This is a genomic window from Hafnia sp. (assembly GCF_036648275.1).
GTDB lineage: Bacteria > Pseudomonadota > Gammaproteobacteria > Enterobacterales > Enterobacteriaceae > Hafnia > Hafnia alvei.
The window spans coordinates 111,610-131,542 of sequence record NZ_JAVXIQ010000008.1; the positions used below are offsets into that span (position 1 = coordinate 111,610).

At 50.0% G+C, this 19,933-nt stretch carries 22 protein-coding genes; 17 read left to right on the forward strand and 5 right to left on the reverse strand.

Annotation, left to right across the window (positions count from 1 at the left end; all coding sequences use genetic code 11):
• The first annotated feature begins 21 nt into the window (after positions 1 to 21).
• The 3 genes from cueO to hpt all read left to right on the forward strand — a co-directional run bounded on the left by cueO (position 22) and on the right by hpt (position 3,111).
• A complete protein-coding gene (gene cueO / locus RSC70_RS09950) occupies positions 22 to 1,644 on the forward strand; it encodes a multicopper oxidase CueO (protein ID WP_332542327.1) in 1,623 nt (540 codons plus the stop codon).
• Positions 1,645 to 1,748: 104 nt separating this feature from the next.
• On the forward strand, positions 1,749 to 2,354 hold the full coding sequence (locus RSC70_RS09955; RefSeq protein WP_040045363.1) for a nitroreductase family protein: 606 nt from the start codon (positions 1,749 to 1,751) through the stop codon (positions 2,352 to 2,354).
• Between the two features lie 220 nt (positions 2,355 to 2,574).
• Positions 2,575 to 3,111 carry a hypoxanthine phosphoribosyltransferase gene (gene hpt, locus RSC70_RS09960; RefSeq protein WP_025800295.1) on the forward strand — a complete coding sequence of 179 codons (537 nt, stop codon included), beginning with the start codon at positions 2,575 to 2,577 and terminating at the stop codon, positions 3,109 to 3,111.
• 59 nt (positions 3,112 to 3,170) lie between these two features.
• Here hpt and RSC70_RS09965 read toward each other — a convergent pair whose 3' ends face one another.
• Positions 3,171 to 3,476 (reverse strand): hypothetical protein, encoded by a 306-nt coding sequence (locus tag RSC70_RS09965; protein ID WP_332542328.1) that lies wholly within the window; start codon positions 3,474 to 3,476, stop codon positions 3,171 to 3,173.
• 421 nt (positions 3,477 to 3,897) lie between these two features.
• On the opposite strand from RSC70_RS09965, the gene RSC70_RS09970 reads away from it, so the two are divergent.
• Complete coding sequence (locus RSC70_RS09970) at positions 3,898 to 4,266, forward strand: DNA-binding protein (RefSeq protein WP_332542329.1); 369 nt, start codon at positions 3,898 to 3,900, stop codon at positions 4,264 to 4,266.
• Between the two features lie 89 nt (positions 4,267 to 4,355).
• On the opposite strand, the gene can is transcribed toward RSC70_RS09970, so the two are convergent.
• On the reverse strand, positions 4,356 to 5,006 hold the full coding sequence (can, locus tag RSC70_RS09975) for a carbonate dehydratase (protein ID WP_025800292.1): 651 nt from the start codon (positions 5,004 to 5,006) through the stop codon (positions 4,356 to 4,358).
• Positions 5,007 to 5,359: 353 nt separating this feature from the next.
• Between can and RSC70_RS09980 the strand changes: the two genes are divergently transcribed.
• From RSC70_RS09980 to RSC70_RS10040, 13 genes are all read left to right on the forward strand, one after another.
• The gene (locus RSC70_RS09980; RefSeq protein WP_025800291.1) at positions 5,360 to 6,307 is read left to right on the forward strand and encodes an ABC transporter ATP-binding protein; all 948 of its coding nucleotides are present in this window, start codon (positions 5,360 to 5,362) and stop codon (positions 6,305 to 6,307) included.
• Complete coding sequence (locus RSC70_RS09985) at positions 6,304 to 7,074, forward strand: ABC transporter permease (protein WP_040045359.1); 771 nt, start codon at positions 6,304 to 6,306, stop codon at positions 7,072 to 7,074. Before RSC70_RS09980 ends, RSC70_RS09985 begins: the two co-directional genes overlap by 4 nt.
• 241 nt (positions 7,075 to 7,315) lie before the next feature.
• Positions 7,316 to 7,768 carry a PTS sugar transporter subunit IIA gene (locus RSC70_RS09990; RefSeq protein ID WP_025800289.1) on the forward strand — a complete coding sequence of 151 codons (453 nt, stop codon included), beginning with the start codon at positions 7,316 to 7,318 and terminating at the stop codon, positions 7,766 to 7,768.
• A 129-nt stretch (positions 7,769 to 7,897) separates the two neighbouring features.
• Positions 7,898 to 8,362, forward strand: a complete 465-nt coding sequence (locus RSC70_RS09995) for a DUF1456 family protein (RefSeq protein WP_025800288.1) — start codon at positions 7,898 to 7,900, stop codon at positions 8,360 to 8,362.
• A 480-nt stretch (positions 8,363 to 8,842) separates the two neighbouring features.
• Positions 8,843 to 9,616 (forward strand): transcriptional repressor AgaR, encoded by a 774-nt coding sequence (gene agaR, locus RSC70_RS10000; RefSeq protein ID WP_040045358.1) that lies wholly within the window; start codon positions 8,843 to 8,845, stop codon positions 9,614 to 9,616.
• Between the two features lie 42 nt (positions 9,617 to 9,658).
• Complete coding sequence (locus RSC70_RS10005; RefSeq protein ID WP_282807931.1) at positions 9,659 to 10,975, forward strand: D-tagatose-bisphosphate aldolase, class II, non-catalytic subunit; 1,317 nt, start codon at positions 9,659 to 9,661, stop codon at positions 10,973 to 10,975.
• Positions 10,972 to 12,150, forward strand: coding sequence for an SIS domain-containing protein (locus RSC70_RS10010; RefSeq protein ID WP_282807930.1), 1,179 nt, complete (start codon positions 10,972 to 10,974; stop codon positions 12,148 to 12,150). Before RSC70_RS10005 ends, RSC70_RS10010 begins: the two co-directional genes overlap by 4 nt.
• A gap of 17 nt (positions 12,151 to 12,167) precedes the next feature.
• Positions 12,168 to 12,650, forward strand: a complete 483-nt coding sequence (gene agaV, locus RSC70_RS10015) for a PTS N-acetylgalactosamine transporter subunit IIB (RefSeq protein WP_025800284.1) — start codon at positions 12,168 to 12,170, stop codon at positions 12,648 to 12,650.
• Between the two features lie 12 nt (positions 12,651 to 12,662).
• Positions 12,663 to 13,454, forward strand: coding sequence for a PTS N-acetylgalactosamine transporter subunit IIC (gene agaW, locus RSC70_RS10020; protein WP_046458914.1), 792 nt, complete (start codon positions 12,663 to 12,665; stop codon positions 13,452 to 13,454).
• Positions 13,444 to 14,337, forward strand: a complete 894-nt coding sequence (locus tag RSC70_RS10025) for a PTS system mannose/fructose/sorbose family transporter subunit IID (protein ID WP_025800282.1) — start codon at positions 13,444 to 13,446, stop codon at positions 14,335 to 14,337. Before agaW ends, RSC70_RS10025 begins: the two co-directional genes overlap by 11 nt.
• Before the next feature lie 9 nt (positions 14,338 to 14,346).
• Complete coding sequence (gene agaF, locus RSC70_RS10030; RefSeq protein ID WP_234618719.1) at positions 14,347 to 14,790, forward strand: PTS galactosamine/N-acetylgalactosamine transporter subunit IIA; 444 nt, start codon at positions 14,347 to 14,349, stop codon at positions 14,788 to 14,790.
• A gap of 12 nt (positions 14,791 to 14,802) precedes the next feature.
• On the forward strand, positions 14,803 to 15,657 hold the full coding sequence (locus RSC70_RS10035; RefSeq protein WP_332542330.1) for a tagatose bisphosphate family class II aldolase: 855 nt from the start codon (positions 14,803 to 14,805) through the stop codon (positions 15,655 to 15,657).
• 500 nt (positions 15,658 to 16,157) lie between these two features.
• Positions 16,158 to 17,477 carry a polysaccharide deacetylase family protein gene (locus tag RSC70_RS10040; protein ID WP_332542331.1) on the forward strand — a complete coding sequence of 440 codons (1,320 nt, stop codon included), beginning with the start codon at positions 16,158 to 16,160 and terminating at the stop codon, positions 17,475 to 17,477.
• A gap of 205 nt (positions 17,478 to 17,682) precedes the next feature.
• Here the strand turns inward: RSC70_RS10040 and panD are convergent, their stop codons facing one another.
• The 3 genes from panD to panB all read right to left on the reverse strand — a co-directional run bounded on the left by panD (position 17,683) and on the right by panB (position 19,914).
• Positions 17,683 to 18,063 (reverse strand): aspartate 1-decarboxylase, encoded by a 381-nt coding sequence (panD, locus tag RSC70_RS10045; protein ID WP_063586503.1) that lies wholly within the window; start codon positions 18,061 to 18,063, stop codon positions 17,683 to 17,685.
• 127 nt (positions 18,064 to 18,190) lie between these two features.
• Positions 18,191 to 19,051 (reverse strand): pantoate--beta-alanine ligase, encoded by an 861-nt coding sequence (panC, locus tag RSC70_RS10050; protein ID WP_282806970.1) that lies wholly within the window; start codon positions 19,049 to 19,051, stop codon positions 18,191 to 18,193.
• A gap of 68 nt (positions 19,052 to 19,119) precedes the next feature.
• Positions 19,120 to 19,914 (reverse strand): 3-methyl-2-oxobutanoate hydroxymethyltransferase, encoded by a 795-nt coding sequence (gene panB, locus RSC70_RS10055; RefSeq protein WP_234618716.1) that lies wholly within the window; start codon positions 19,912 to 19,914, stop codon positions 19,120 to 19,122.
• Positions 19,915 to 19,933 lie beyond the last annotated feature (19 nt).

Consider the following 19,933-nt stretch of genomic DNA (forward strand, 5'->3'; position numbering starts at 1 on the left):
TGACGCACAAGGGAATCTGACATGCTTCGCCGCGACTTTATCAAACTGACTGCCATGCTGGGTGCATCTAGCGCCTTACCTTTATGGAGCCGCGCCGCTTTTGCGGCCGATCATCCTGCATTACCGATCCCTGCGCTACTCACGCCAGATGCCGCAGGAAAAATAGCGCTGAATGTGCAAACCGGTAGCATGAAATGGAAGGCGGGGATGCAAACGCCAACATGGGGCATTAATGGCCCGCTGTTAGGGCCTGCTATGCGTTTGCAGCGAGGTAAGGACGTCGCGATCAATGTAACCAACGCGCTACCAGAGGCAACCACCATGCACTGGCACGGCATGGAAATTCCGGGCACGTCTGACGGCGGGCCGCAGGCGGTGATTGAGGCTGGCAAAATGTGGACGGCTGAATTTAAAGTGGATCAACCCGCAACAACCGCATGGTTCCACCCGCATACGCATGGTTTAACCGGACGTCAGGTGGCGATGGGGTTAGGTGGCCTGATTATTATTGATGATGAAGAAAGCACCAAGCTGCCGTTGCCAAAAGAGTGGGGCGTTGACGATGTGCCGGTGATCCTGCAAGACAAGCGCCTTAATGCCAAAGGCCATATTGATTACCAGCTCGATATCATGACGGCGGCGGTAGGATGGTTTGGCGATATGATGCTGACCAACGGTGCGGTTTATCCTCAGCACCTCGCGCCACGTGGATGGCTGCGACTGCGGTTCCTCAACGGATGTAATGCGCGTTCATTAAATCTGGCGACCAGCGATGGGCGCCCACTGTATGTGGTGGGCAGCGATGGTGGATTGCTGGGTGAGCCGGTTAAATTGACGGAACTGCCGATTCTGATGGGCGAGCGTTTCGAGGTTTTAGTGGATACTCGCGACGGCAAGGCGTTCGACATTATCACTTTGCCGGTCAAACAAATGGGGATGACGCTGCCGCCCTTCGATCGCGCTCTGCCTGTTTTGCATATTCAGCCCACGCTGAAGAGCAATGAGGCAAAACTGCCTGATGCTTTAGTCAATATGCCTGCTGTTCCAGCAGCGGATAATGTGAAAACGCGCTGGTTACAGCTGATGATGGACCCTCAACTCGACATGATGGGCATGCAAATGATGATGCAGCGCTATGGCATGGCGTCGATGGCAGGCATGGATATGAAAGGTCACGGTAATATGGCCGGTATGGACCACGGTCAGATGCAAGGGAAAATGGCTCATGGTCAGATGGGGCATGGAAAAATGAATCATGGCGGAATGGAGCAGGGCAACCAAATGGCTCCGGGTTATGATTTCATGCACGGCAACAAAATCAACGGCATTGCGTTTGATATGGCCAAACCGATGTTTGATGTGAAACGTGGCACCTACGAGAAATGGATCATTTCTGGTGAGGGCGACATGATGCTGCATCCATTCCATATCCATGGCACACAGTTCCGTATACTTTCTGAAAACGGTAAGCCGCCAGCGGCTCATCGTAGTGGTTGGAAAGATACAGTACGTGTTGAAGGGTGGCGAAGCGAAGTCTTGGTGAAATTCGATCACGAAGCACCGAAAGAACGTGCGTACATGGCACATTGTCATCTGCTAGAGCATGAAGACACCGGCATGATGATGTCGTTTACGGTGAGCTGAGCTTATTAAGCGTAAAAATCTAACAGCCTCAAAGCATCACTAGACAACTGGTCTAATTTAATGACAATAGTTTGGTGAAAATAATAATGAGGACGGAATTAGAAATGAATGCTATCGAAGTGATCCAACAACGCCGTGCGACCAAGCAGTTTGATGCTGGTTATGTCATGAGCTTAGAAGAAAAAAAAGAGCTGCTGAATATTGCACTGCAAAATGCGCCAAGCGCGTTTAACCTGCAACATTGGCGTCCATTGCTGATTGAAGACCGCGCCCAGCGTGAGAAAATTCGTGAAGCGGCATGGGGCCAAGCTCAGGTTACCGATGCGTCGATGCTGGTCGTGCTGTGCGGCGATCTCTCTAGCTGGGAATCTCAGGTAAAAAACATTTGGGCAGAAGCCGCCGAGCCTGTACAGCAATATATGGTGCCTGCTGTGGATAGCTACTATCGCGGCAAAGCACAGACCCAACGCGACGAGATTATGCGCAGCGCGGGTATCTTTGCCCAAACCCTGATGCTGGCTGCTAAGGCGCATGGATACGACTCCTGCCCTATGGATGGTTTCGATTTTGATGCCGTTGGGAAAATCATCAATAAGCCAGAACACTATGAAATTTGCCTGATGATCGCGATCGGTAAAGGTGTAAGCCAACCGTATCCTCGCATCGGTAAGTTACCGTTTGAGCAGATTGTTAAAACCGATCGTTTTTAATTTCTCAACAAAATTATTTATGTAGGTGATGAGTAGAGCGCTGCCCATGACGGCGCTCTATTACCTTGCTATACTCTGCGCCCTTAAACGCTCCACTCCTCCTCTCATCATTAAATATTGTCTGCATGCATGCGGCAACTCGGCGCATTTTGGCGTTATGATGAAGGGTTGGTAGAGGTGAAAGAACGATTTACAGGACTCGGTCTAAAGGTATATAGCGATGAAACATACAGTTGAAGTAATGATCTCTGAACAGGAAGTGCGTCAGCGTATTGCTGAACTAGGCCGTCAGATTTCAGCAGATTACCGTGATAGCGGCAGCGAGATGGTTCTGGTTGGTTTGCTACGTGGTTCCTTTATGTTTATGGCTGATCTTTGCCGCCAGATTGATGTTCCGCATGAAGTTGATTTCATGACCGCGTCTAGCTATGGCAACGGCATGAATAGCACCCGCGACGTAAAAATCCTGAAAGATTTGGATGAAGATATTCGCGGAAAAGACGTATTGATCGTTGAAGACATTATTGATTCAGGTAATACCCTGAGCAAAGTGCGTGAATTATTTGCCCTGCGTGGCCCTAAATCTTTGGCTATTTGTACCTTATTAGACAAACCAAGCCGCCGCGAAGTTGATGTTCCAGTTGAATATGTTGGTTTCGCTATTCCTGACGAATTCGTAGTTGGATTTGGCATTGACTACGCTCAGCGTTATCGTCACCTGCCTTATATCGGCAAGGTTGTCATGTTAGACGAATAAATCAGTTTGTTGATACTAAAAAACGCCGTCATTTTCGACGGCGTTTTTGTTGAGGTTATTTAATAATAGTTAATGGTGAGAAGTTTTAAATTTTTCTCTTCACCCACTGGCTCAATTTGAGTCCAGCCAAGATTCTCAGGCAAAAGTACCTTTCCATTAGATTCATTAATTGTCGTAGTCTGCCTGTACACTTTTCCATTTCGGTAACAGCTTGCCTGAAGCGATGACTGTATTTGGCTGATATTACAATCACTATCAACCACGCTGCCAATAAAATGGATGACCCCATCAGATGCATTGATATAGGCTGAGAACATTAACGTAATAGCGGTTGTTAAAAAAAGAAATGAACGATATAGGCTCATAATTACCTCAAATAGAGTTTATTGAGTTTTTAGCCTTCCATTGCGCGGTTCGTTAATTTATTCATTAACTAAATAACACAACTAAAAATATAAGCGATCTTTCGCTTTTTATCCTTCCTATGGATGTTGTTTTTTTGTTGCGTTGTGGAAGCGTAATCTAGCAATAATAAGCGGTAGTTAAAAGTAATTTAAGGTTAAATTACAATATAAAATAAAACTTTAGATATTCATCCGTTAATTGATCTAAGTGATGAATATTTTGTTTTTATTAATTGTTTATTTCTATGGTTGAATTTAATTAGTTAATTTTCTATAAAACATTCTTAAATTACCAATTTTAAGAAATAGTGTTATTACTAATTCCCGTTACAGCAATTTCTATTAATGTGGATACCGAGTATCCCTTGGGAAGGAAGTGATTATGGAATCAGAATGGTTTACGGCGAAACAACTCACCGAGATAGCGCCTTTGCCCACAACGCCGCAGGGGTTGCATTCGCATGCGAGAAAATCGGAATGGATAAGGCGCAAGCGCGATGGGAAAACGATTGAATACCATATCGATAGCCTGCCAGAAGAGGTTAAAGAGGTGCTGCATTTACATCAGGTAAACGAGACGAGAGCGTTTTATCAACTCAAGTCGAATGATGACAGCATTGGGGCACAGTTATGGGACGATGTGTGTGAAAAAATACCGTTGCTGCAACGCGAAAAGCTCGTTGAGCTGGCATTATTAGAAGGGGTTAATGCGTTGTTTTTTCGTTTGGCATCATCATTAGCGTTGCGCTAGAGATGTCGACAACGTTTATTGGAAAGGAAACACAACCGCTGTTATCACATTAAGAACGTCAGCGGTTGTGTTGTCATGCAAGTGTCTAATTAGCCTTGTTGCAGCAGGGTAGACATGGCGTTGCGATAACGCAGTTCGAGGGTTTCACGGCTCGTGGTGGTGATATCCAGATCGCGCAGGCGGCCATCTTTCAGACCATAAACCCATCCGTGGATCATCACTTTTTGTCCACGTTTCCATGCCGATTGCATGATGGTGGAATGGCCGAGGTTATAGACCTGCTCAACCACGTTCAGTTCGCACAGAGTATCTAAACGTTTTTCTGGCGGTAGCTCACCCAGTAGAGAACTGTGTTTGTACCACAGGTCGCGAATGTGCAGCAGCCAGTTATTAATCAGCCCAAGCTCAGGATTTTCGACCGCAGCCTCAATCCCGCCGCAGCCCAAGTGGCCACAGATAATAATATGCTCAACCTGTAATACGTCGACGGCATATTGAACAACCGACAGGCAATTCAAGTCGGTGTGGATAACGAGGTTGGCAACATTACGGTGAACAAAAAGTTCGCCAGCTTCCAGCCCTGTTAACTGTTCAGCCGGTACACGGCTGTCAGAACAACCAATCCATAGAAAGCGCGGACGTTGTGATTGAGCAAGACGACCAAAAAATTCAGGGTCTTCTTGGCTCACGGTATCCGACCATGCATGGTTATTCGCAATAAGTTTTTCGATTTCTTTCATTGAGGTTAATCGTCTGTAACATGCGGTTTGCGATGGTTAATATAGGCTAATCGTCACAGTTTTGAAATCGGAACAGTGCCTTCAGCAAAAAATGGCATAGAAAATAACGGCGTTATTCCTTGAAAAAATTACCATCCGTTAACATTAAGTTATGCAAATGTTCCTCATAAAGTATCTTAGCATCAGGTGCCTATAAGCCTTAAATACGGTAGCTAATACTGTTATGGCTATGTAAAATAGGCACTCTTCGGTCAACGTTCACATCCCGATTATTGACGGTTTCTGCTTATTATTGTTTTGAAACCGTTCCAAAAAAAGCCTGATAGCTCAGGCGCAAAGGTACGCTAATCATAATGACAAACGCACTGGAACTTTCCCAGCTCACCAAAACGTATGCGGGTGGCGTGCAGGCGCTGCGCGGTATTGATTTACAGGTTGAGGCTGGCGATTTCTATGCCCTGCTTGGGCCAAATGGCGCAGGGAAGTCGACCACCATCGGCATTATTAGCTCCTTGGTGAATAAATCCTCCGGTAAGGTCAACGTGTTCGGTTATGACATCGATCGTGACATCGTTAACGCTAAACGCCAGTTGGGTTTGGTGCCGCAGGAGTTCAACTTCAACCCGTTTGAAACGGTGATGCAGATAGTTGTTCATCAGGCGGGCTATTACGGCGTCACGCATTCAGAAGCCTTGGTTCGTGCGGAGAAATACCTCAAGCAGTTGGATCTTTGGGGGAAACGTGACGAGCGGGCTCGGATGCTTTCTGGCGGTATGAAACGCCGTTTGATGATTGCACGTGCGCTGATGCATGAGCCAAAACTACTGATTCTTGATGAACCGACCGCGGGCGTCGATATTGAACTGCGCCGCTCAATGTGGGGATTCTTGAAAGAGCTTAATGCTCAGGGAACCACCATTATTCTGACCACGCACTATCTGGAAGAAGCTGAGATGCTGTGCCGCAACATCGGCATTATCCAGAACGGTGAGTTGGTCGAAAACACCTCGATGAAAGAGCTGCTTTCCAAGCTGAAATCTGAAACCTTCATTTTGGATTTAGCGGCGAAAAGCCCATTACCGAAGCTTGACGGTTATAAGCACCACCTGCGTGATACCTCAACGCTGGAAGTTGAAGTGCTGCGTGAGCAAGGTTTGAATGGCGTATTCAGCCAGCTAAGCGCGCAGGGAATTCAGGTGTTGAGCATGCGTAACAAAGCCAACCGTTTGGAAGAGCTGTTCGTGACCTTAGTCCACGACCATGATGAAAAACCGCGTGTGAATACGGAGAAAAAGGCATGAACGCACTCTATTGGGTCGCGCTGAAAAGTATCTGGACCAAAGAAGTCCATCGTTTTGCCCGAATTTGGATCCAAACGTTGGTGCCACCGGTCATCACCATGACGCTGTACTTCATCATTTTCGGCAATCTGATCGGTTCTCGCATCGGCGAAATGCATGGTTTTGATTACATGCAGTTTATCGTGCCGGGTCTTATCATGATGTCGGTGATTACGAACTCTTATGCCAACGTAGCATCGTCGTTTTTCAGCGCGAAGTTTCAGCGCAACATTGAAGAACTTCTGGTTGCACCGGTGCCAACACACGTGATTATCGCCGGTTTCGTCGGCGGCGGCGTGGCGCGTGGCGTCTGCGTAGGGATTCTGGTGACGCTGGTTTCATTATTCTTCGTACCATTCCATGTTCACAGCTGGGGCGTTGTCGCTGCAACGCTGTTGTGTACCGCGATTTTGTTCTCGCTGGGCGGGTTGCTGAACGCCGTATTTGCCAAAACCTTTGACGATATCAGTCTGGTGCCAACTTTTGTGCTGACGCCATTGACCTATCTGGGTGGCGTATTCTATTCGCTGACCCTGCTGCCTCCTGTTTGGCAGGCGATATCTAAGCTGAATCCTATCGTCTATATGATCAGCGGCTTCCGCTTTGGGTTCTTAGGCATTAACGATGTGCCGCTTATCTTTACCTTCGTGGTACTGCTGGCGTTTATCGTGGTGTTCTATCTGCTGGCGTGGTATCTCATTGAGCGTGGGCGCGGCCTGCGTTCCTAATCGCCCCAAGCCTCCGTGAAAACGGGGGCTTTTTTGTTTTAAATAGCATCATTTCTGCCTTATCTCACACTCCTGCATCGTCATTGATTATGTTTGCTGCGGTGAACGCCATTTCCTGATAAACCCTAATACTTATGAGACTAATCTGAGAGCCTGCTCCTAAAAGCCAGCAGCAGATCTTATTATTTATTATGGCGACGAACGGCAGGATGCCGTATCAAGCAGCAAGGGGAGAACGCGCATGTTAGGGATTGTCTTAGCAGGACATACTGGCTTTGCCAGTGGCACGCTAAAATCACTCAAGCATTTGCTGGGGGCGCTGCCAGAGCAATGTATCAGCGTGGAATATACTGATTGGCTGAGCACCAATATGCTCAGCCGAATGATGTGCGATGCGCTGCACGCCGCAGACAGCGGTGATGGCGTAGTCTTTATTACCGATATTTTAGGCGCGGCACCGTTTCGCAGCGCAGCGTTGATGAGCCATAAGCATTCTAAATGCGAAGTGGTGGTGGGAATTAGCTTAGGTGCGATGATTCAGTTGTTCCCTCAGCGTGGGGTACTCACCGCTTCTGCGTTCCGCGACCATGCGTTAGAGCTAACGCGTGGGCAAGCGACCAGCTTGTGGCACGAACAAAACCGCCATCCAACGGTGATGGTGCGTAGCTCAGAGGCCTGTAACATCGAGAATTAGAAGCCAAAAGCGTGGGAATAGAGCTCTCAATGCAAACGGATGACGATTTCTTCAACGTGAAGCACAGAATATCTCTATAATGCGCCCTGACGCTTTTTGCGAACTAAAATCGAGAGGATGTACCCGGTAATGATGAATAATGATGTTTTACGCAGCGTTCGCTACATGCTGAATCTGAATAATGAGAAAATGATCAGCATCTTAGCTCTGGCCGACACCAAGGTGACGCTGGAAGAAATGGCGAGCTTCGTAACCAAAGAAGGCGAAGAAGGTTTTAAGGTTTGCCCTGACGTCGTAATGGGATATTTCCTGAATGGCCTGATCTTCTTCAAACGTGGCAAAGACGAAAAATATCCTGCGCCAAAAGTTGAACGCCGTATCACCAACAACATTATTCTGAAAAAACTGCGCGTGGCATTTGAGCTGAAATCCGTGGATATTATTGAGATCTTAAAATCTCAAGATTTCGCGATTACTGAATCCGAACTGAGCGCTATTTTCCGCGCCGACGGTCACAAACACTACCGTGAATGTGGCGACCAACTGCTGCGTTACTTCCTGAAAGGTTTAGCTGCACGCGTGCGTAAAGGCTAATCCTAACCGCGTTAAAAAAACCGCTCACGGTTCTGCCGTTGTAGCGGTTTTTTTATTTCTCGCCGTGTTAAAACCGCCATCTGTATGTCGATATTACCTGCCTAACAGCCACCATACCCATAGCCAAAATCAGACAGCAAAGTCGCGTCAGATTTATTGCTAACTTTTTAAAATGTGATCACGATCACTTCACTAAATAAAATCTTATCCCTTCACTTCAAAAGAACCTGCTTTCGTTTTTTGACGGGTATTTTCTCTGTGAGAAGCGCTAGATAGCTATTCAACTCACAAATCTCCCTGTTTGTTGTTTCGTTGTCTGGCTTTCACTGTATTTTACATCGAAAGGTTTTTTGGCCTATTTTGCCCAAAAAGTAGGCTGTAACCGCGATCACAATTTCACTTCACTGCCTTTGCTGTAATGCATTCGAAAGAGAGCGAAAGCTTCTTGATTCAAACACCACACTCCAAGGAGTCATGGATATGACGTTAGATACCGTAAAACGCCGCGAGCAGATTATTGACCTGTTGTGCCACGAGGGCAGCGTGCGCGTTGAGCCTCTCAGCGCGCGGTTTGGGGTATCGAGCGTCACCATCCGTAACGACCTGCGTTATCTGGAACAAAAAGGCTGTGCGCTGCGCTCTTACGGCGGCGCCATGCTTAATCAGCAATTCGCGTTTGATAGGCCTTTGCAAGACAAAGGGCGTATGAACCGCGACGTTAAATCGCGCATCGCTGCCAAAGCGGCAGAGTACGTGAAAGACGGCGATACGCTGATTTTAGATTCTGGATCGACCACGACGCAGATTACGCCATACCTCAAAGGGCGGCGCGATCTGGTGGTCATGACTAACGCGTTGAACATCGCCTATGAACTGGCGGGGTTTGAACGGATTGAAGTGATGGTACTGGGCGGAAGCGTTCGTCAGAACTCCTATTCGCTCTATGGTCCGGCTGCAGAACAGCAATTGCGTCAACATCGCTTTGATACCTTATTTCTTGGCGTCGATGGGTTTGACCTGGAAGCAGGGATAACCACGCCACATACCGGCGAAGCTCACCTCAATCGCGTGATGTGCGAGGTGGCACATGAAATTATCGCCGTGGTGGACTCCAGTAAATTTGGTCGCAAAAGCTTCTGCATGATCCGTGAGGCCGGTCAGATCCACCGGCTGATCACAGATAGCCGGATCCCCGACAACTACAAGCGGGCATTAACGGAACTCGGCGTAGAAGTGATTATTGCCGACGACTGATCGACATCCTTGATCGATTAAATATGCCTGCATGGAGACATCATGCAGCCTTTATTACAGCTTATCCGTCGCCACAAATCGGGCGAGGCGGTGGGGATCTATTCGGTCTGTTCCGCGCATCCGTGGGTATTAGAAAGTGCCTTATTGCTGGCTAAAGCCCGTCACAGCGCGGTTTTGATTGAAGCAACCTCAAATCAGGTCAATCAGTTTGGTGGCTATACCGGGATGACTCCCGCGCAGTTCCGTGATGCGCTTTGGGCACAGGCCGACCGCGTTGGATTATCGCGCGATCGGGTGTGGTTGGGCGGCGATCATCTCGGGCCCAATGCTTGGCAGGATCGCAGCGCAGATGAAGCCATGCAGCTCGCGGAAACGCTGATCCATGATTACGTGAGCGCCGGTTTTCGCAAGATCCATCTCGATTGTTCTATGTCATGCCTCGGCGATCCTGTCCCTTTGGGGGATATGGAAGTTGCTGCGCGTGCGGCTCGTCTTTGTGCGGTGGCAGAGAAGGCGTGGCAGCAGGCGGGCGGCGAACGTCCGGTGTATGTGATTGGCACTGAAGTTCCGGTTCCCGGCGGTGCTCAAGAAGATATGGATGGCATGCAGGTCACCACGCCACAGGCCGCGGCGGCGACGTTGGATATCCACCAAAAGGCATGGCACAAGGCTGGACTGGACAGCGTATGGGAAAGAGTGATTGCGCTGGTGGTACAGCCGGGCGTTGAGTTTGATCATCACAGCGTGGTGCATTACCAGCCGGAAAAAGCACAGGCGCTGAGCCAGTTTATCGAAAGCCAGCCGCATATGATTTATGAAGCTCATTCCACCGACTACCAAACGCCGCATGCCTATCGCGAGCTGGTACGCGATCACTTTGCGATCTTAAAAGTCGGCCCTGCCTTAACCTTTGCGCTGCGTGAAGCCCTGTTTGCTCTCGATCGTATCGATCGTGAATGGAACGGTGAACTTAAAGCGGCACATCTGCGCGACACGTTGGAACAAGTGATGCGCGAACAACCGCAGCAGTGGAATCGCTATTACCACGGTTCGCCACACCAACAATTTATCGATCGCCAATACAGCCTCAGCGACCGCGTTCGCTATTACTGGCCTCATCCTCAGGTACAGCAGGCCGTTGATTTACTGATGAGTAATCTGCGCAGCCATCCGGTGCCGATGGCGCTACTCAGCCAGTATCTCCCCGAACAGGCACAGGCGTTGAACGCTGGAACGCTGGGTAAAGATCCACAGCTGTGGGTTCTGGACAAAATACAGCGGGTACTTTTGAGCTACGCCGAAGCCTGTGAACCCAAAGCTGAAACTATCCAATCTCAGGCGCAAGGAGCCTTAGCATGAGTGAGCTGTTTTCCTATTCTGAAGCATGGCTACATGAGCACCATGCGCTACATACCGCGCGTGAAATCGATCAGCAGCCACGTCTGTGGCGACAGCTACACGATGAGTTGAGCGAGAGTCAGGGATATTGGAAACCGTTTTTGCAGCCGCTATTGGCCGATCCAACTCTGCAAATTGTGTTGTGCGGCGCAGGTTCCTCTGCATTTGTGGGACGTGCGCTAGCTCCTTGGCTGCGTGAGCAATGTGGTTTGGACGTAGTGGCCTATGGCACCACCGATATTGTGCCTTCGCCGCTGCAATATCTGGACCCTGAGCGGCCTACGTTGCTGGTGTCCTATGGCCGTTCGGGAAATAGCCCTGAAAGCGTCGCGGCCGTGCGCTTAGCCGATCAGATATTGCCGCATTGCCACCATTTAATGCTGACCTGTAACCCCGATGGGGCACTGGCGCGCTATGCAGAAGGGCGACGCAATGTCTGCTCGCTGATTATGCCGCAGGGTTCGCACGATCAAAGTTTTGCCATGACCTCCAGCTTTAGCTGCATGACGCTGGCTACCGTTCTGCTGCTAGGACCGTTAACGCTGGCGCAGAGCGCGCCAGCATTACAACAGATGACCGCGTTGTGTTGTCGTGAACAACAGCATTGGCAACAGCAGGTAAAAACGCTGGCGAACAGCGGATTTAAGCGCGCGATGGTATTAGGTGGACGCTGTTTTACCGGTATCGCCGAGGAAGCCGCGCTGAAGATGCTCGAACTCACCGCCGGGCGGATTGCCACGCGCTATGACTCATCAATGGGCGTACGCCATGGGCCGAAATTCATGGTGGATGGCGACACGCTAGTGCTGCTGATGATGTCTTCCGAGGCTTATTGCCACCGCTACGACGCTGATTTATTGCGTGAACTACGCCATGACGATCTGGCTAAGCAGATCGTGGCGCTAAGCGGTACGCCGGGAGATTTCCATACCGTACTCGATAGCGATCTGGATGATATCTGGCTGCTATTTCCTTATCTGATGTATTTGCAGATGTTGGCGTTTGAAACGTCTTTGGCACTGGGCATGACGCCAGATAATCCGTGCCCGACAGGGGAAGTCAACCGCGTGGTGAAAGGGGTGGAAATCTATCCGTTTACCGCAGTTCGTTCCATCAACACTCATTTAGCAAAATAACAAGTCAGGAGTGGAGCATGTCGACCCCGAATATTTTAATGACCCGCATTGATAACCGATTAGTTCACGGGCAGGTAGGTGTGACGTGGACAAATACGCTAGGGGCTAATTTGGTTTTGGTTGCCAATGACGCCGCAGCAGCCGATCCGGTACAGCAAAACCTGATGGATATGGTGGTGGCTGAAGGCGTTCAAACCCGCTATTTCACGCTGGAGAAAACCATCGACGTGATTCATAAAGCGGCCGATCGGCAGAAAATTTTCATCGTATGCAAAACCCCACAGGATGTTCTCACGTTGGTGAAAGGCGGAGTGCCAATCAATTTCGTCAACGTCGGCAATATGCACTTTGCCGAGGGAAAACGGCAGATACACAAAACCGTATCCGTGAATGACAGCGATACGGCGGCGTTTCGCGAACTGGAGAGACTGGGTATCACCTGTGAAGTTCGGCGCGTGCCGGATGAGTCCGGTGAATCCATTGCCAAACTCTTAGCATAACCGGAGTAAACCATGTTTACAGATGCGTTATTGATTGGCTTATTAGCCGGACTGGCGGGGGTAGACCTGTTCGATGGTCTCACCCATTTCCATCGTCCGGTGGTAATTGGCCCGTTGGTCGGGCTGATTTTAGGCGATGTGCAAACCGGCCTGCTGGTCGGTGGTTCATTAGAGCTCGTTTGGATGGGAATGGTGCCGCTGGCGGGGGCTCAGCCGCCAAACGTAGTCATTGGCGGAGTCATTGGCACCGCGTTTGCCATTCTGACCCATGCCGACCCCAAAGTGGCGATAGGCATTGCGGTGCCTTTTGCTATCGCGGTGCAGGGGTGTATCACTCTGCTGTTCACAGCGTTTTCGCCGATGATGCACAAGTGCGACAAAATGGTACAAGAACTCAATTGGCGCGGCATTGAACGCGTGAACTATCTCGGCATTGCGATCCTGTTCTGCTTCTACTTCATTGTGGCCTTCTTGCCGGTTTACTTCGGTGCCGACGCCGCCAGTGCGATGGTGCAGAAAGCGCCAACGTGGCTGCTGGATGGTCTGGCCGTTGCAGGTGGAATGATGCCTGCCATCGGTTTCTCACTGCTGATGAAAATCATGATGAAAAAGACCTATGTGGCTTATTTCATCCTCGGTTTTATTTCCGTGACCTTTCTCAATATGCCGATTATCGCCGTTGCTTTGGGCGCATTCGCCATCGCGTTGATCGACTTCTTTAACCGTTCCCGCAACGAACAGGATGGCGAGACTAACGCGCCTTCTTCTTCGACTCATGCTCAGGAGATGGAAGATGGGATTTAATGACAACGAAGCTGTGATGGCGGCCAAAGCCGAGCAGCGTATGGCGCAGGCCTTGGCGACTAGCCAAGTTGAGCAAGACGACTATATCGATAGCACGCCAGCGGAAGCCTTAACCAAGCAAGACCTAAATCGGATGGCGTGGCGTTCTCTGCTGTTACAAGCGTCGTTCAACTATGAGCGTATGCAGGCGGGCGGTTGGCTGTATACCCTGATCCCTGGACTGCGCAAGATCCATAAGAACCCTCAGGATCTGGCGAACTCGATGAAAATGCACATGGAATTTATCAATGTGCATCCCTTTGATGTGACATTCCTTTCCGGCCTCGTGCTGGCGATGGAAGGCAGCAAAGAAAAGGTATCCACTATTCGAGCAGTCAAAGTGGCGCTGATGGGGCCGTTGGGCGGCATTGGTGATGCGCTGTTTTGGCTCACGTTGCTGCCAATCTGCGCCGGTATCGGTGCTTCGTTAGCGCTTCAGGGCAGCCTGTTTGGGCCGATTGTCTTCCTACTGATGTTCAACGTTGTGCATTTTGGCCTGCGTTTCGGGCTGGCTCACTACGGCTACCATGCAGGCACCAGCGCGTTGGCGCTGCTAAAAACCCACACCAAAAAGATATCTCATGCGGCGTCAATTGTCGGGATGACGGTGATCGGGGCGCTGGTGGCGTCGTACGTTCATCTCTCAACGCCGTTAGTTATGCATGCGGGTAAAGCCAGCGTAGCGCTCCAGAAAGACGTGCTAGATAAGCTGATGCCCAATCTTCTGCCGCTGTGCTTCACGCTGCTGGTGTTCTGGCTAATGAAACGTGGTTTTTCACCGGTGAAACTGATCGGTTTAACGGTGTTGTTTGGCGTGGTAGGCAAGTTTATTGGATTCCTTTAAGGAGGCGCGATGTTAGGTCTAGTGATTACCGGACATGGCCGCTTTGCCAGCGGTCTGTTGCAGGGCGTGGAACAGGTGGTTGGTGAGCAGTCGCAATGCTGTGCGGTGGATTTTCCTGAGGGCGTAAGTACCGCTGAACTTATGGTGATGTTAGAGCAAGCCTGTGCGTCCTGTGATAGCGGGGAAGGCGTGGTGATCCTGAGCGATTTACTGGGAGGGTCGCCGTTTCGACAGGCCGCGATAATTGCCAAACAACATGCAGATTATCAAGTGATTACCGGCACCAATATGCAGCTTGCGGCAGAGATGATGCTAGAGCGAGAAGGGATGAATCCTCAGTCGTTTCGCGATATGGCGCTGGAGTGTGGGCGGCGCGGTGTGACCAGCCTGTGGCACGAAGAACAAAAGTGTAATCAACAACAAAATGATTCCGTCAGCTTAGACGGTATTTAAGGAGCCCATTTTATGTACCTGATTTCAAACCGGGAAATTCTCAAAAAGGCTCAGCGCGAAGGTTACGCCGTACCCGCATTCAACGTTCACAATTTAGAAACTGTACAAGTGGTGGTGGAAACCGCCGCTGCGCTGAGATCGCCAGTGATTTTAGCCGGTACCCCAGGCACATTTACCTATGCAGGTACCGATTATCTGGTGTCTATTTGCCAAGAAGCTGCCCATCTGCATGATTTACCGCTAGCGTTGCATTTGGATCACCACGAAAAACTGGACGATATTCGCGCCAAAGTGACCGCCGGCGTGCGCTCGGTCATGATTGATGGTTCGCACTTTGCGTTTGAAGAGAATATTCGCACGGTGGCTGAAGTGGTACGTCTATGCCAGCGTTATGACGTGAGCGTGGAAGCTGAACTAGGACGATTAGGTGGGCAAGAAGATGACCTGAACGTTGATAGTGCAGACAGCTTCTTTACCGATCCTGCCGCAGCATGTGAGTTTGTTCAGCGTACTGGCATTGATTCCCTCGCCGTGGCAATTGGCTCGGCGCACGGCTTGTACCACGGTGAACCGCATTTGGATTTCGCACGCTTGGCCGAAGTGCGCAAGGCCGTTGATATACCGCTTGTGCTGCATGGCGCATCGGGTATTCCAGAACACATGGTGCGTGAAGCGATAGGGCTTGGGATCTGCAAAGTGAACGTTGCCACCGATCTGAAAATCGCGTTTGCAGATGCGGTAAAAAGCTACTTTACCGAGCATCCTGACGCGAATGATCCGCGCAAATATATCACACCGGGTAAACAGGCCATGCGCGAAGTGGTTGAGGAGAAGATTAGAATCTGTGGGAGTGAGGGGAAGCTTTAGCTGGGGATTGCAGAGTTGACCCCACCCTAACCCTCCCCTTCACAGGGGAGGGAACTGTTCGGCGATGTTTATACGAATCTCGAGCGGCTCCTTCCCCTGTGAAGGGGGAGGTTGGGAGGGGGTTGCAGCAATACTGAATTGACCCCACCCTAACCCTCCCCTTCACAGGGGAGGGAACTGTTCGGCGATGTTTATACGAATCTCGAGCGGCTCCTTCCCCTGTGAAGGGGGAGGTTGGGAGGGGGTTGCAGCAATACTGAATTGACCCCACCCTAACCCTCCCCTTCACAGGGGAGGGAACTGTTCGGCGACGTTTATACGAATCTCGATCTGCTCCTCCCCCTGCGAAGGGGGAGGTTGGGAGGGGGGGGGGCCTCACAAGTTTACACCACCATTTCCTGTTCCTCTTTTAACCATGCACCTAACCCATCACCCATGCTATTCTGTTGTTCCTGAATGATTTCTTTGCCTGATGGCACCTGACTTTTCTAAATATAAAAATGAAGCTAATTCAATCAATAACAGCCGGATTGCTGTTTTCTCTCTATGTTATTTTTATACCGCAAACGGCCCTTGCAGACTTGTTGCCCGATAGCTGGCAGCAATATCAATACATGCAAGCCGAGCGTGATAGTGAAATTTATTCGCTGGTGGGAGAGCATGTGATCCCCGTTGGACAAATTAAGCAGGGACAGGTGCTGAACGTCTTTCAGGCCGACGCTGAGTATTACGAGTTTCGCTTTGGCAACGGTACAGGCTTTATCGCGCGTGAAGATTTGAGCGAGCGTAAAAACCCTGAAGCGCCGCGTGATAACTTGGGCGATCTGCGCAAGAAAAGTTTTCAAAATCTCGTCACCAGTCGCTCGGTGACCGTGTATAGCCAAGCTGATAATCAAAGTGCGCCAGTCGCCACGCTGGAGGAAAACCTGCGTTATCCGATCCTGAATAAACAAAAGGATCGCCTTAACCAGACATGGTATGAAATCAACTTAGGCGATCGTCTTGGTTATGTGAGCGAACTGGACGCGGAGCTGGATAACGGCATTGCGATACTGACTTACCATCATATCCTGAAAAATGAAGAGAATAAGCGTTTTCGCCATACGTCGACCACAACGTCTGACGTGGCATTTAGCAACCAAATGGCCTATTTGAAACAGGCGGGCTATACCACGCTCTCGATGTATCAGTTGGAAGGATACTTAAACGGCACCATGAACTTACCCGCCAAAGCGGTAGTGCTGACGTTTGATGATGGACTCAAATCGGTCTATCGCTATGCGTATCCGGTGCTCAAACAGAATGGGCAACGCGCTACGGCGTTTATTATCTCTTCGCGCATCAAACGCCATCCGCAGGCTTGGAACCCTAACGGGTTACAGTTTACGAGCATTTCAGAACTGCGTGAGATGCAGGATGTATTTGATATTCAGTCGCATACGCACTTTTTACATCGCGTGAGTGCGAACAAACAGCCGATTTTATTCAGCCGTTCTTATCATAATATTTTGTTTGATTTCCAACATTCGAGAAGGGCGCTTTCGCAGTTTAATCCGCATGTTCAATATTTGTCGTATCCCTTTGGTGGTTATAACCAAAAGGCGATGGATGCGGCGCGCGATGCAGGATTTCATCTAGCGGTGACGACGGTTAAGGGAAGGGTTCGAATGGGGGACAACCCGTTCGCGTTGAAGCGTTTATATGTACTGCGTACGGATTCGGTGCAAAGCATGGCGTCATTGATTGCTAACAAGCCACAGCCTGTGCCAGAAAATCCGGATGCTGGAGTGGTTAAGGTACCAGCGGCGGCGGTGAAATAATATTTTGCTGTTGTGAAAGACCCCCTCCCAACCTCCCCCTTCGCAGGGGGAGGAGCCGATCGAGATTCATACAAACATCACCGAACAGTTCCCTCCTGCGAAGGGGAGGAGCCGCTCGAGATTCATATAAACATCACCGAACAGTTCCCTCCCCTGTGAAGGGGAGGGTTAGGGTGGGGTCAATTAAAGCGGGGAAAATAAAGAATTACGCCACCTGCACCGGAACGGCTTTTGCCAAGCGCTTCATCACATTATCACCTTCAAAATAGGCAACTTTAGGATTGTGTGAGCGGGCTTGTTCATCAGGCATCTGTACGTAAGAACAGATGATCATGGTGTCGCCAACGCATGCACAGCGAGCCGCCGCGCCGTTGACGGAAATAATTTTTGAACCGCGTTCGGCGGCAATCGCGTAGGTCGAGAAGCGCTGACCGTTATCTACGTTGTAGATATCGATGGCTTCATATTGCAGGATCCCCGCTGCATCTAAAAAATCCTGATCGATGGCGCAGGAACCTTCGTAGTGCAAATCTGCCTGAGTCACTTTGACGCGGTGCAGTTTGCCTTGCAACATAGTGCGTACCATAACAATACCTTCATTAACATCTATTGATGGCGGCCATCTCTGAAATCAGAGGCGGCAGTTCTCTTTGTTATCGATTAAGTGGTTTACTATATTTTAATAAATAAGTTTACCACTGTATGCAAAACAATTAACTTTCGGCGTTGAACGGCACGCGCATGTTATCAATCAGACGTGCTTTACCTAGCCATGCAGAAACCAAAATCACCGCAGTTTGTGTATCCACATTCACGTCTAGCAGAGTGTCAGCGTCGCGGACGAACAGCTCGTCTGGCTGCAAACCGGCCTCCCGCAAGCGCCCTGCGGTTTGTTCTAACAGCTCGTCGATGTTGCGTTCGCCGTTTTCCAACTGAGTCGCTAAATGACTCATGATGTTATACAGGCGAGGGGCTAGGCGACGTTCATCAGGCGTCAGGTAGCCATTACGTGAGCTCAGCGCCAGTCCATCCTGACCGCGAACGATAGGCACGCCCACGATATCAATATCAAAACTCAGGTCGGCAACCATTTTGCGGATCAGCGCCAACTGCTGGAAATCTTTCTCGCCGAAACAGGCAATATCTGGCTGGATGAGATTGAACAGTTTGCTCACGATGGTAGAGACGCCGCGAAAATGTCCAGGACGACTTGCACCTTCCAGCATGGTAGAGAGTGACGGCACATCGACATAGGTCTGCTGTTCTAAGCCTTTCGGATAGATTTCTTTTTCAGACGGAGCGAACACCAAATCCACGCCTAGGCGCGTTAATTTTTCACAATCTTCCTGCAACGTACGCGGATAGCGAGCGAGGTCGTCAGGGCGATCAAACTGCATCGGATTCACAAATACGCTAACGACAACGATATCAGCTCGCGCTTTTGCTTCTTCAACCAGCGTGAGATGACCTTCGTGCAGATTTCCCATGGTAGGCACCAGCGCAACGCGCTTGCCTTCCTGACGCCAACGGCGGATTTCACGACGTAGCAAAGGGGTTGTTTCAATGATTACCACAGTGGTTCTCCAAACTTATGAGCCACGCTAACCTCCCCTTGACGGGAGGTTAGCCACGGACTGACCGATCAGTTGAAAGTATGCTCCGCTGCCGGATACAAACCCTGTTCAACCTCTTCAATGTATAGACGAATGGCTGCGCGAATATCACTTTGGCCCGCTAAGAAATTCTTGGCAAATTTAGGCGTATGTCCACCGGTAATCCCCAAGGCGTCGTGCATGACTAAAATCTGGCCGTCGGTATCTTTACCTGCACCAATACCGATAACCGGAATACGCAGCGCTTCAGTGATGGTTTTTGCCAGTGCCGCAGGCACACATTCTAAAACTAACAGCTGAGCACCGGCTGATTCCAATGCCAGCGCATCTTCCAGCAGCTTATCGGCACCGTCTTTGTCACGGCCCTGAACTTTATAGCCGCCAAAGATATTCACAGACTGCGGTGTTAAGCCAAGGTGTGCACAAACTGGCACTGCGCGCTCGGTTAGCATTTCCACCGTTTCAACGAGCCAGCTGCCGCCTTCCAGCTTGACCATGTTGGCTCCGGCTCGCATAAGCGTGGCTGAATTTATGCAGGCTTGTTCCGGTGTGGCATAGGTCATGAAAGGCAAATCGGCGAGTAAAAGGCAGTGTGGTGCGCCATGACGTACGGAGCGCGTATGGTAGGCGATATCTTCAATGGTGACAGGCAGCGTGGAATCGTGCCCTTGTAGCGTCATACCGAGTGAATCACCCACTAACATGACGCGGATGCCCTGATCTTCAAACAGCTTGGCGAAGCTGGCATCGTAAGCGGTGATGGTGGCGAATTTTGTTTTTTGTTGTTTTAACTGTAACAGATGGGTGATGCTGGTCGGCTTCATGGTGTCCCCTGACGGCTTC

Coding starts and splice junctions, on each gene's coding strand:
- agaF (WP_234618719.1), top strand. CDS start 14,347: ATGTTAGGTCTAGTGATTACCGGACATGGCCGCTTTGCCAGCGGTCTG.
- RSC70_RS10005 (WP_282807931.1), top strand. CDS start 9,659: ATGCAGCCTTTATTACAGCTTATCCGTCGCCACAAATCGGGCGAGGCG.
- RSC70_RS09990 (WP_025800289.1), top strand. CDS start 7,316: ATGTTAGGGATTGTCTTAGCAGGACATACTGGCTTTGCCAGTGGCACG.
- agaW (WP_046458914.1), top strand. CDS start 12,663: ATGTTTACAGATGCGTTATTGATTGGCTTATTAGCCGGACTGGCGGGG.
- RSC70_RS10025 (WP_025800282.1), top strand. CDS start 13,444: ATGGGATTTAATGACAACGAAGCTGTGATGGCGGCCAAAGCCGAGCAG.
- agaR (WP_040045358.1), top strand. CDS start 8,843: ATGACGTTAGATACCGTAAAACGCCGCGAGCAGATTATTGACCTGTTG.
- agaV (WP_025800284.1), top strand. CDS start 12,168: ATGTCGACCCCGAATATTTTAATGACCCGCATTGATAACCGATTAGTT.
- can (WP_025800292.1), bottom strand. CDS start 5,006: ATGAAAGAAATCGAAAAACTTATTGCGAATAACCATGCATGGTCGGAT.
- RSC70_RS10035 (WP_332542330.1), top strand. CDS start 14,803: ATGTACCTGATTTCAAACCGGGAAATTCTCAAAAAGGCTCAGCGCGAA.
- RSC70_RS10040 (WP_332542331.1), top strand. CDS start 16,158: ATGAAGCTAATTCAATCAATAACAGCCGGATTGCTGTTTTCTCTCTAT.
- hpt (WP_025800295.1), top strand. CDS start 2,575: ATGAAACATACAGTTGAAGTAATGATCTCTGAACAGGAAGTGCGTCAG.
- RSC70_RS09980 (WP_025800291.1), top strand. CDS start 5,360: ATGACAAACGCACTGGAACTTTCCCAGCTCACCAAAACGTATGCGGGT.
- RSC70_RS09965 (WP_332542328.1), bottom strand. CDS start 3,476: ATGAGCCTATATCGTTCATTTCTTTTTTTAACAACCGCTATTACGTTA.
- panD (WP_063586503.1), bottom strand. CDS start 18,063: ATGGTACGCACTATGTTGCAAGGCAAACTGCACCGCGTCAAAGTGACT.
- RSC70_RS10010 (WP_282807930.1), top strand. CDS start 10,972: ATGAGTGAGCTGTTTTCCTATTCTGAAGCATGGCTACATGAGCACCAT.
- RSC70_RS09985 (WP_040045359.1), top strand. CDS start 6,304: ATGAACGCACTCTATTGGGTCGCGCTGAAAAGTATCTGGACCAAAGAA.
- RSC70_RS09995 (WP_025800288.1), top strand. CDS start 7,898: ATGATGAATAATGATGTTTTACGCAGCGTTCGCTACATGCTGAATCTG.
- panB (WP_234618716.1), bottom strand. CDS start 19,914: ATGAAGCCGACCAGCATCACCCATCTGTTACAGTTAAAACAACAAAAA.
- RSC70_RS09955 (WP_040045363.1), top strand. CDS start 1,749: ATGAATGCTATCGAAGTGATCCAACAACGCCGTGCGACCAAGCAGTTT.
- RSC70_RS09970 (WP_332542329.1), top strand. CDS start 3,898: ATGGAATCAGAATGGTTTACGGCGAAACAACTCACCGAGATAGCGCCT.
- cueO (WP_332542327.1), top strand. CDS start 22: ATGCTTCGCCGCGACTTTATCAAACTGACTGCCATGCTGGGTGCATCT.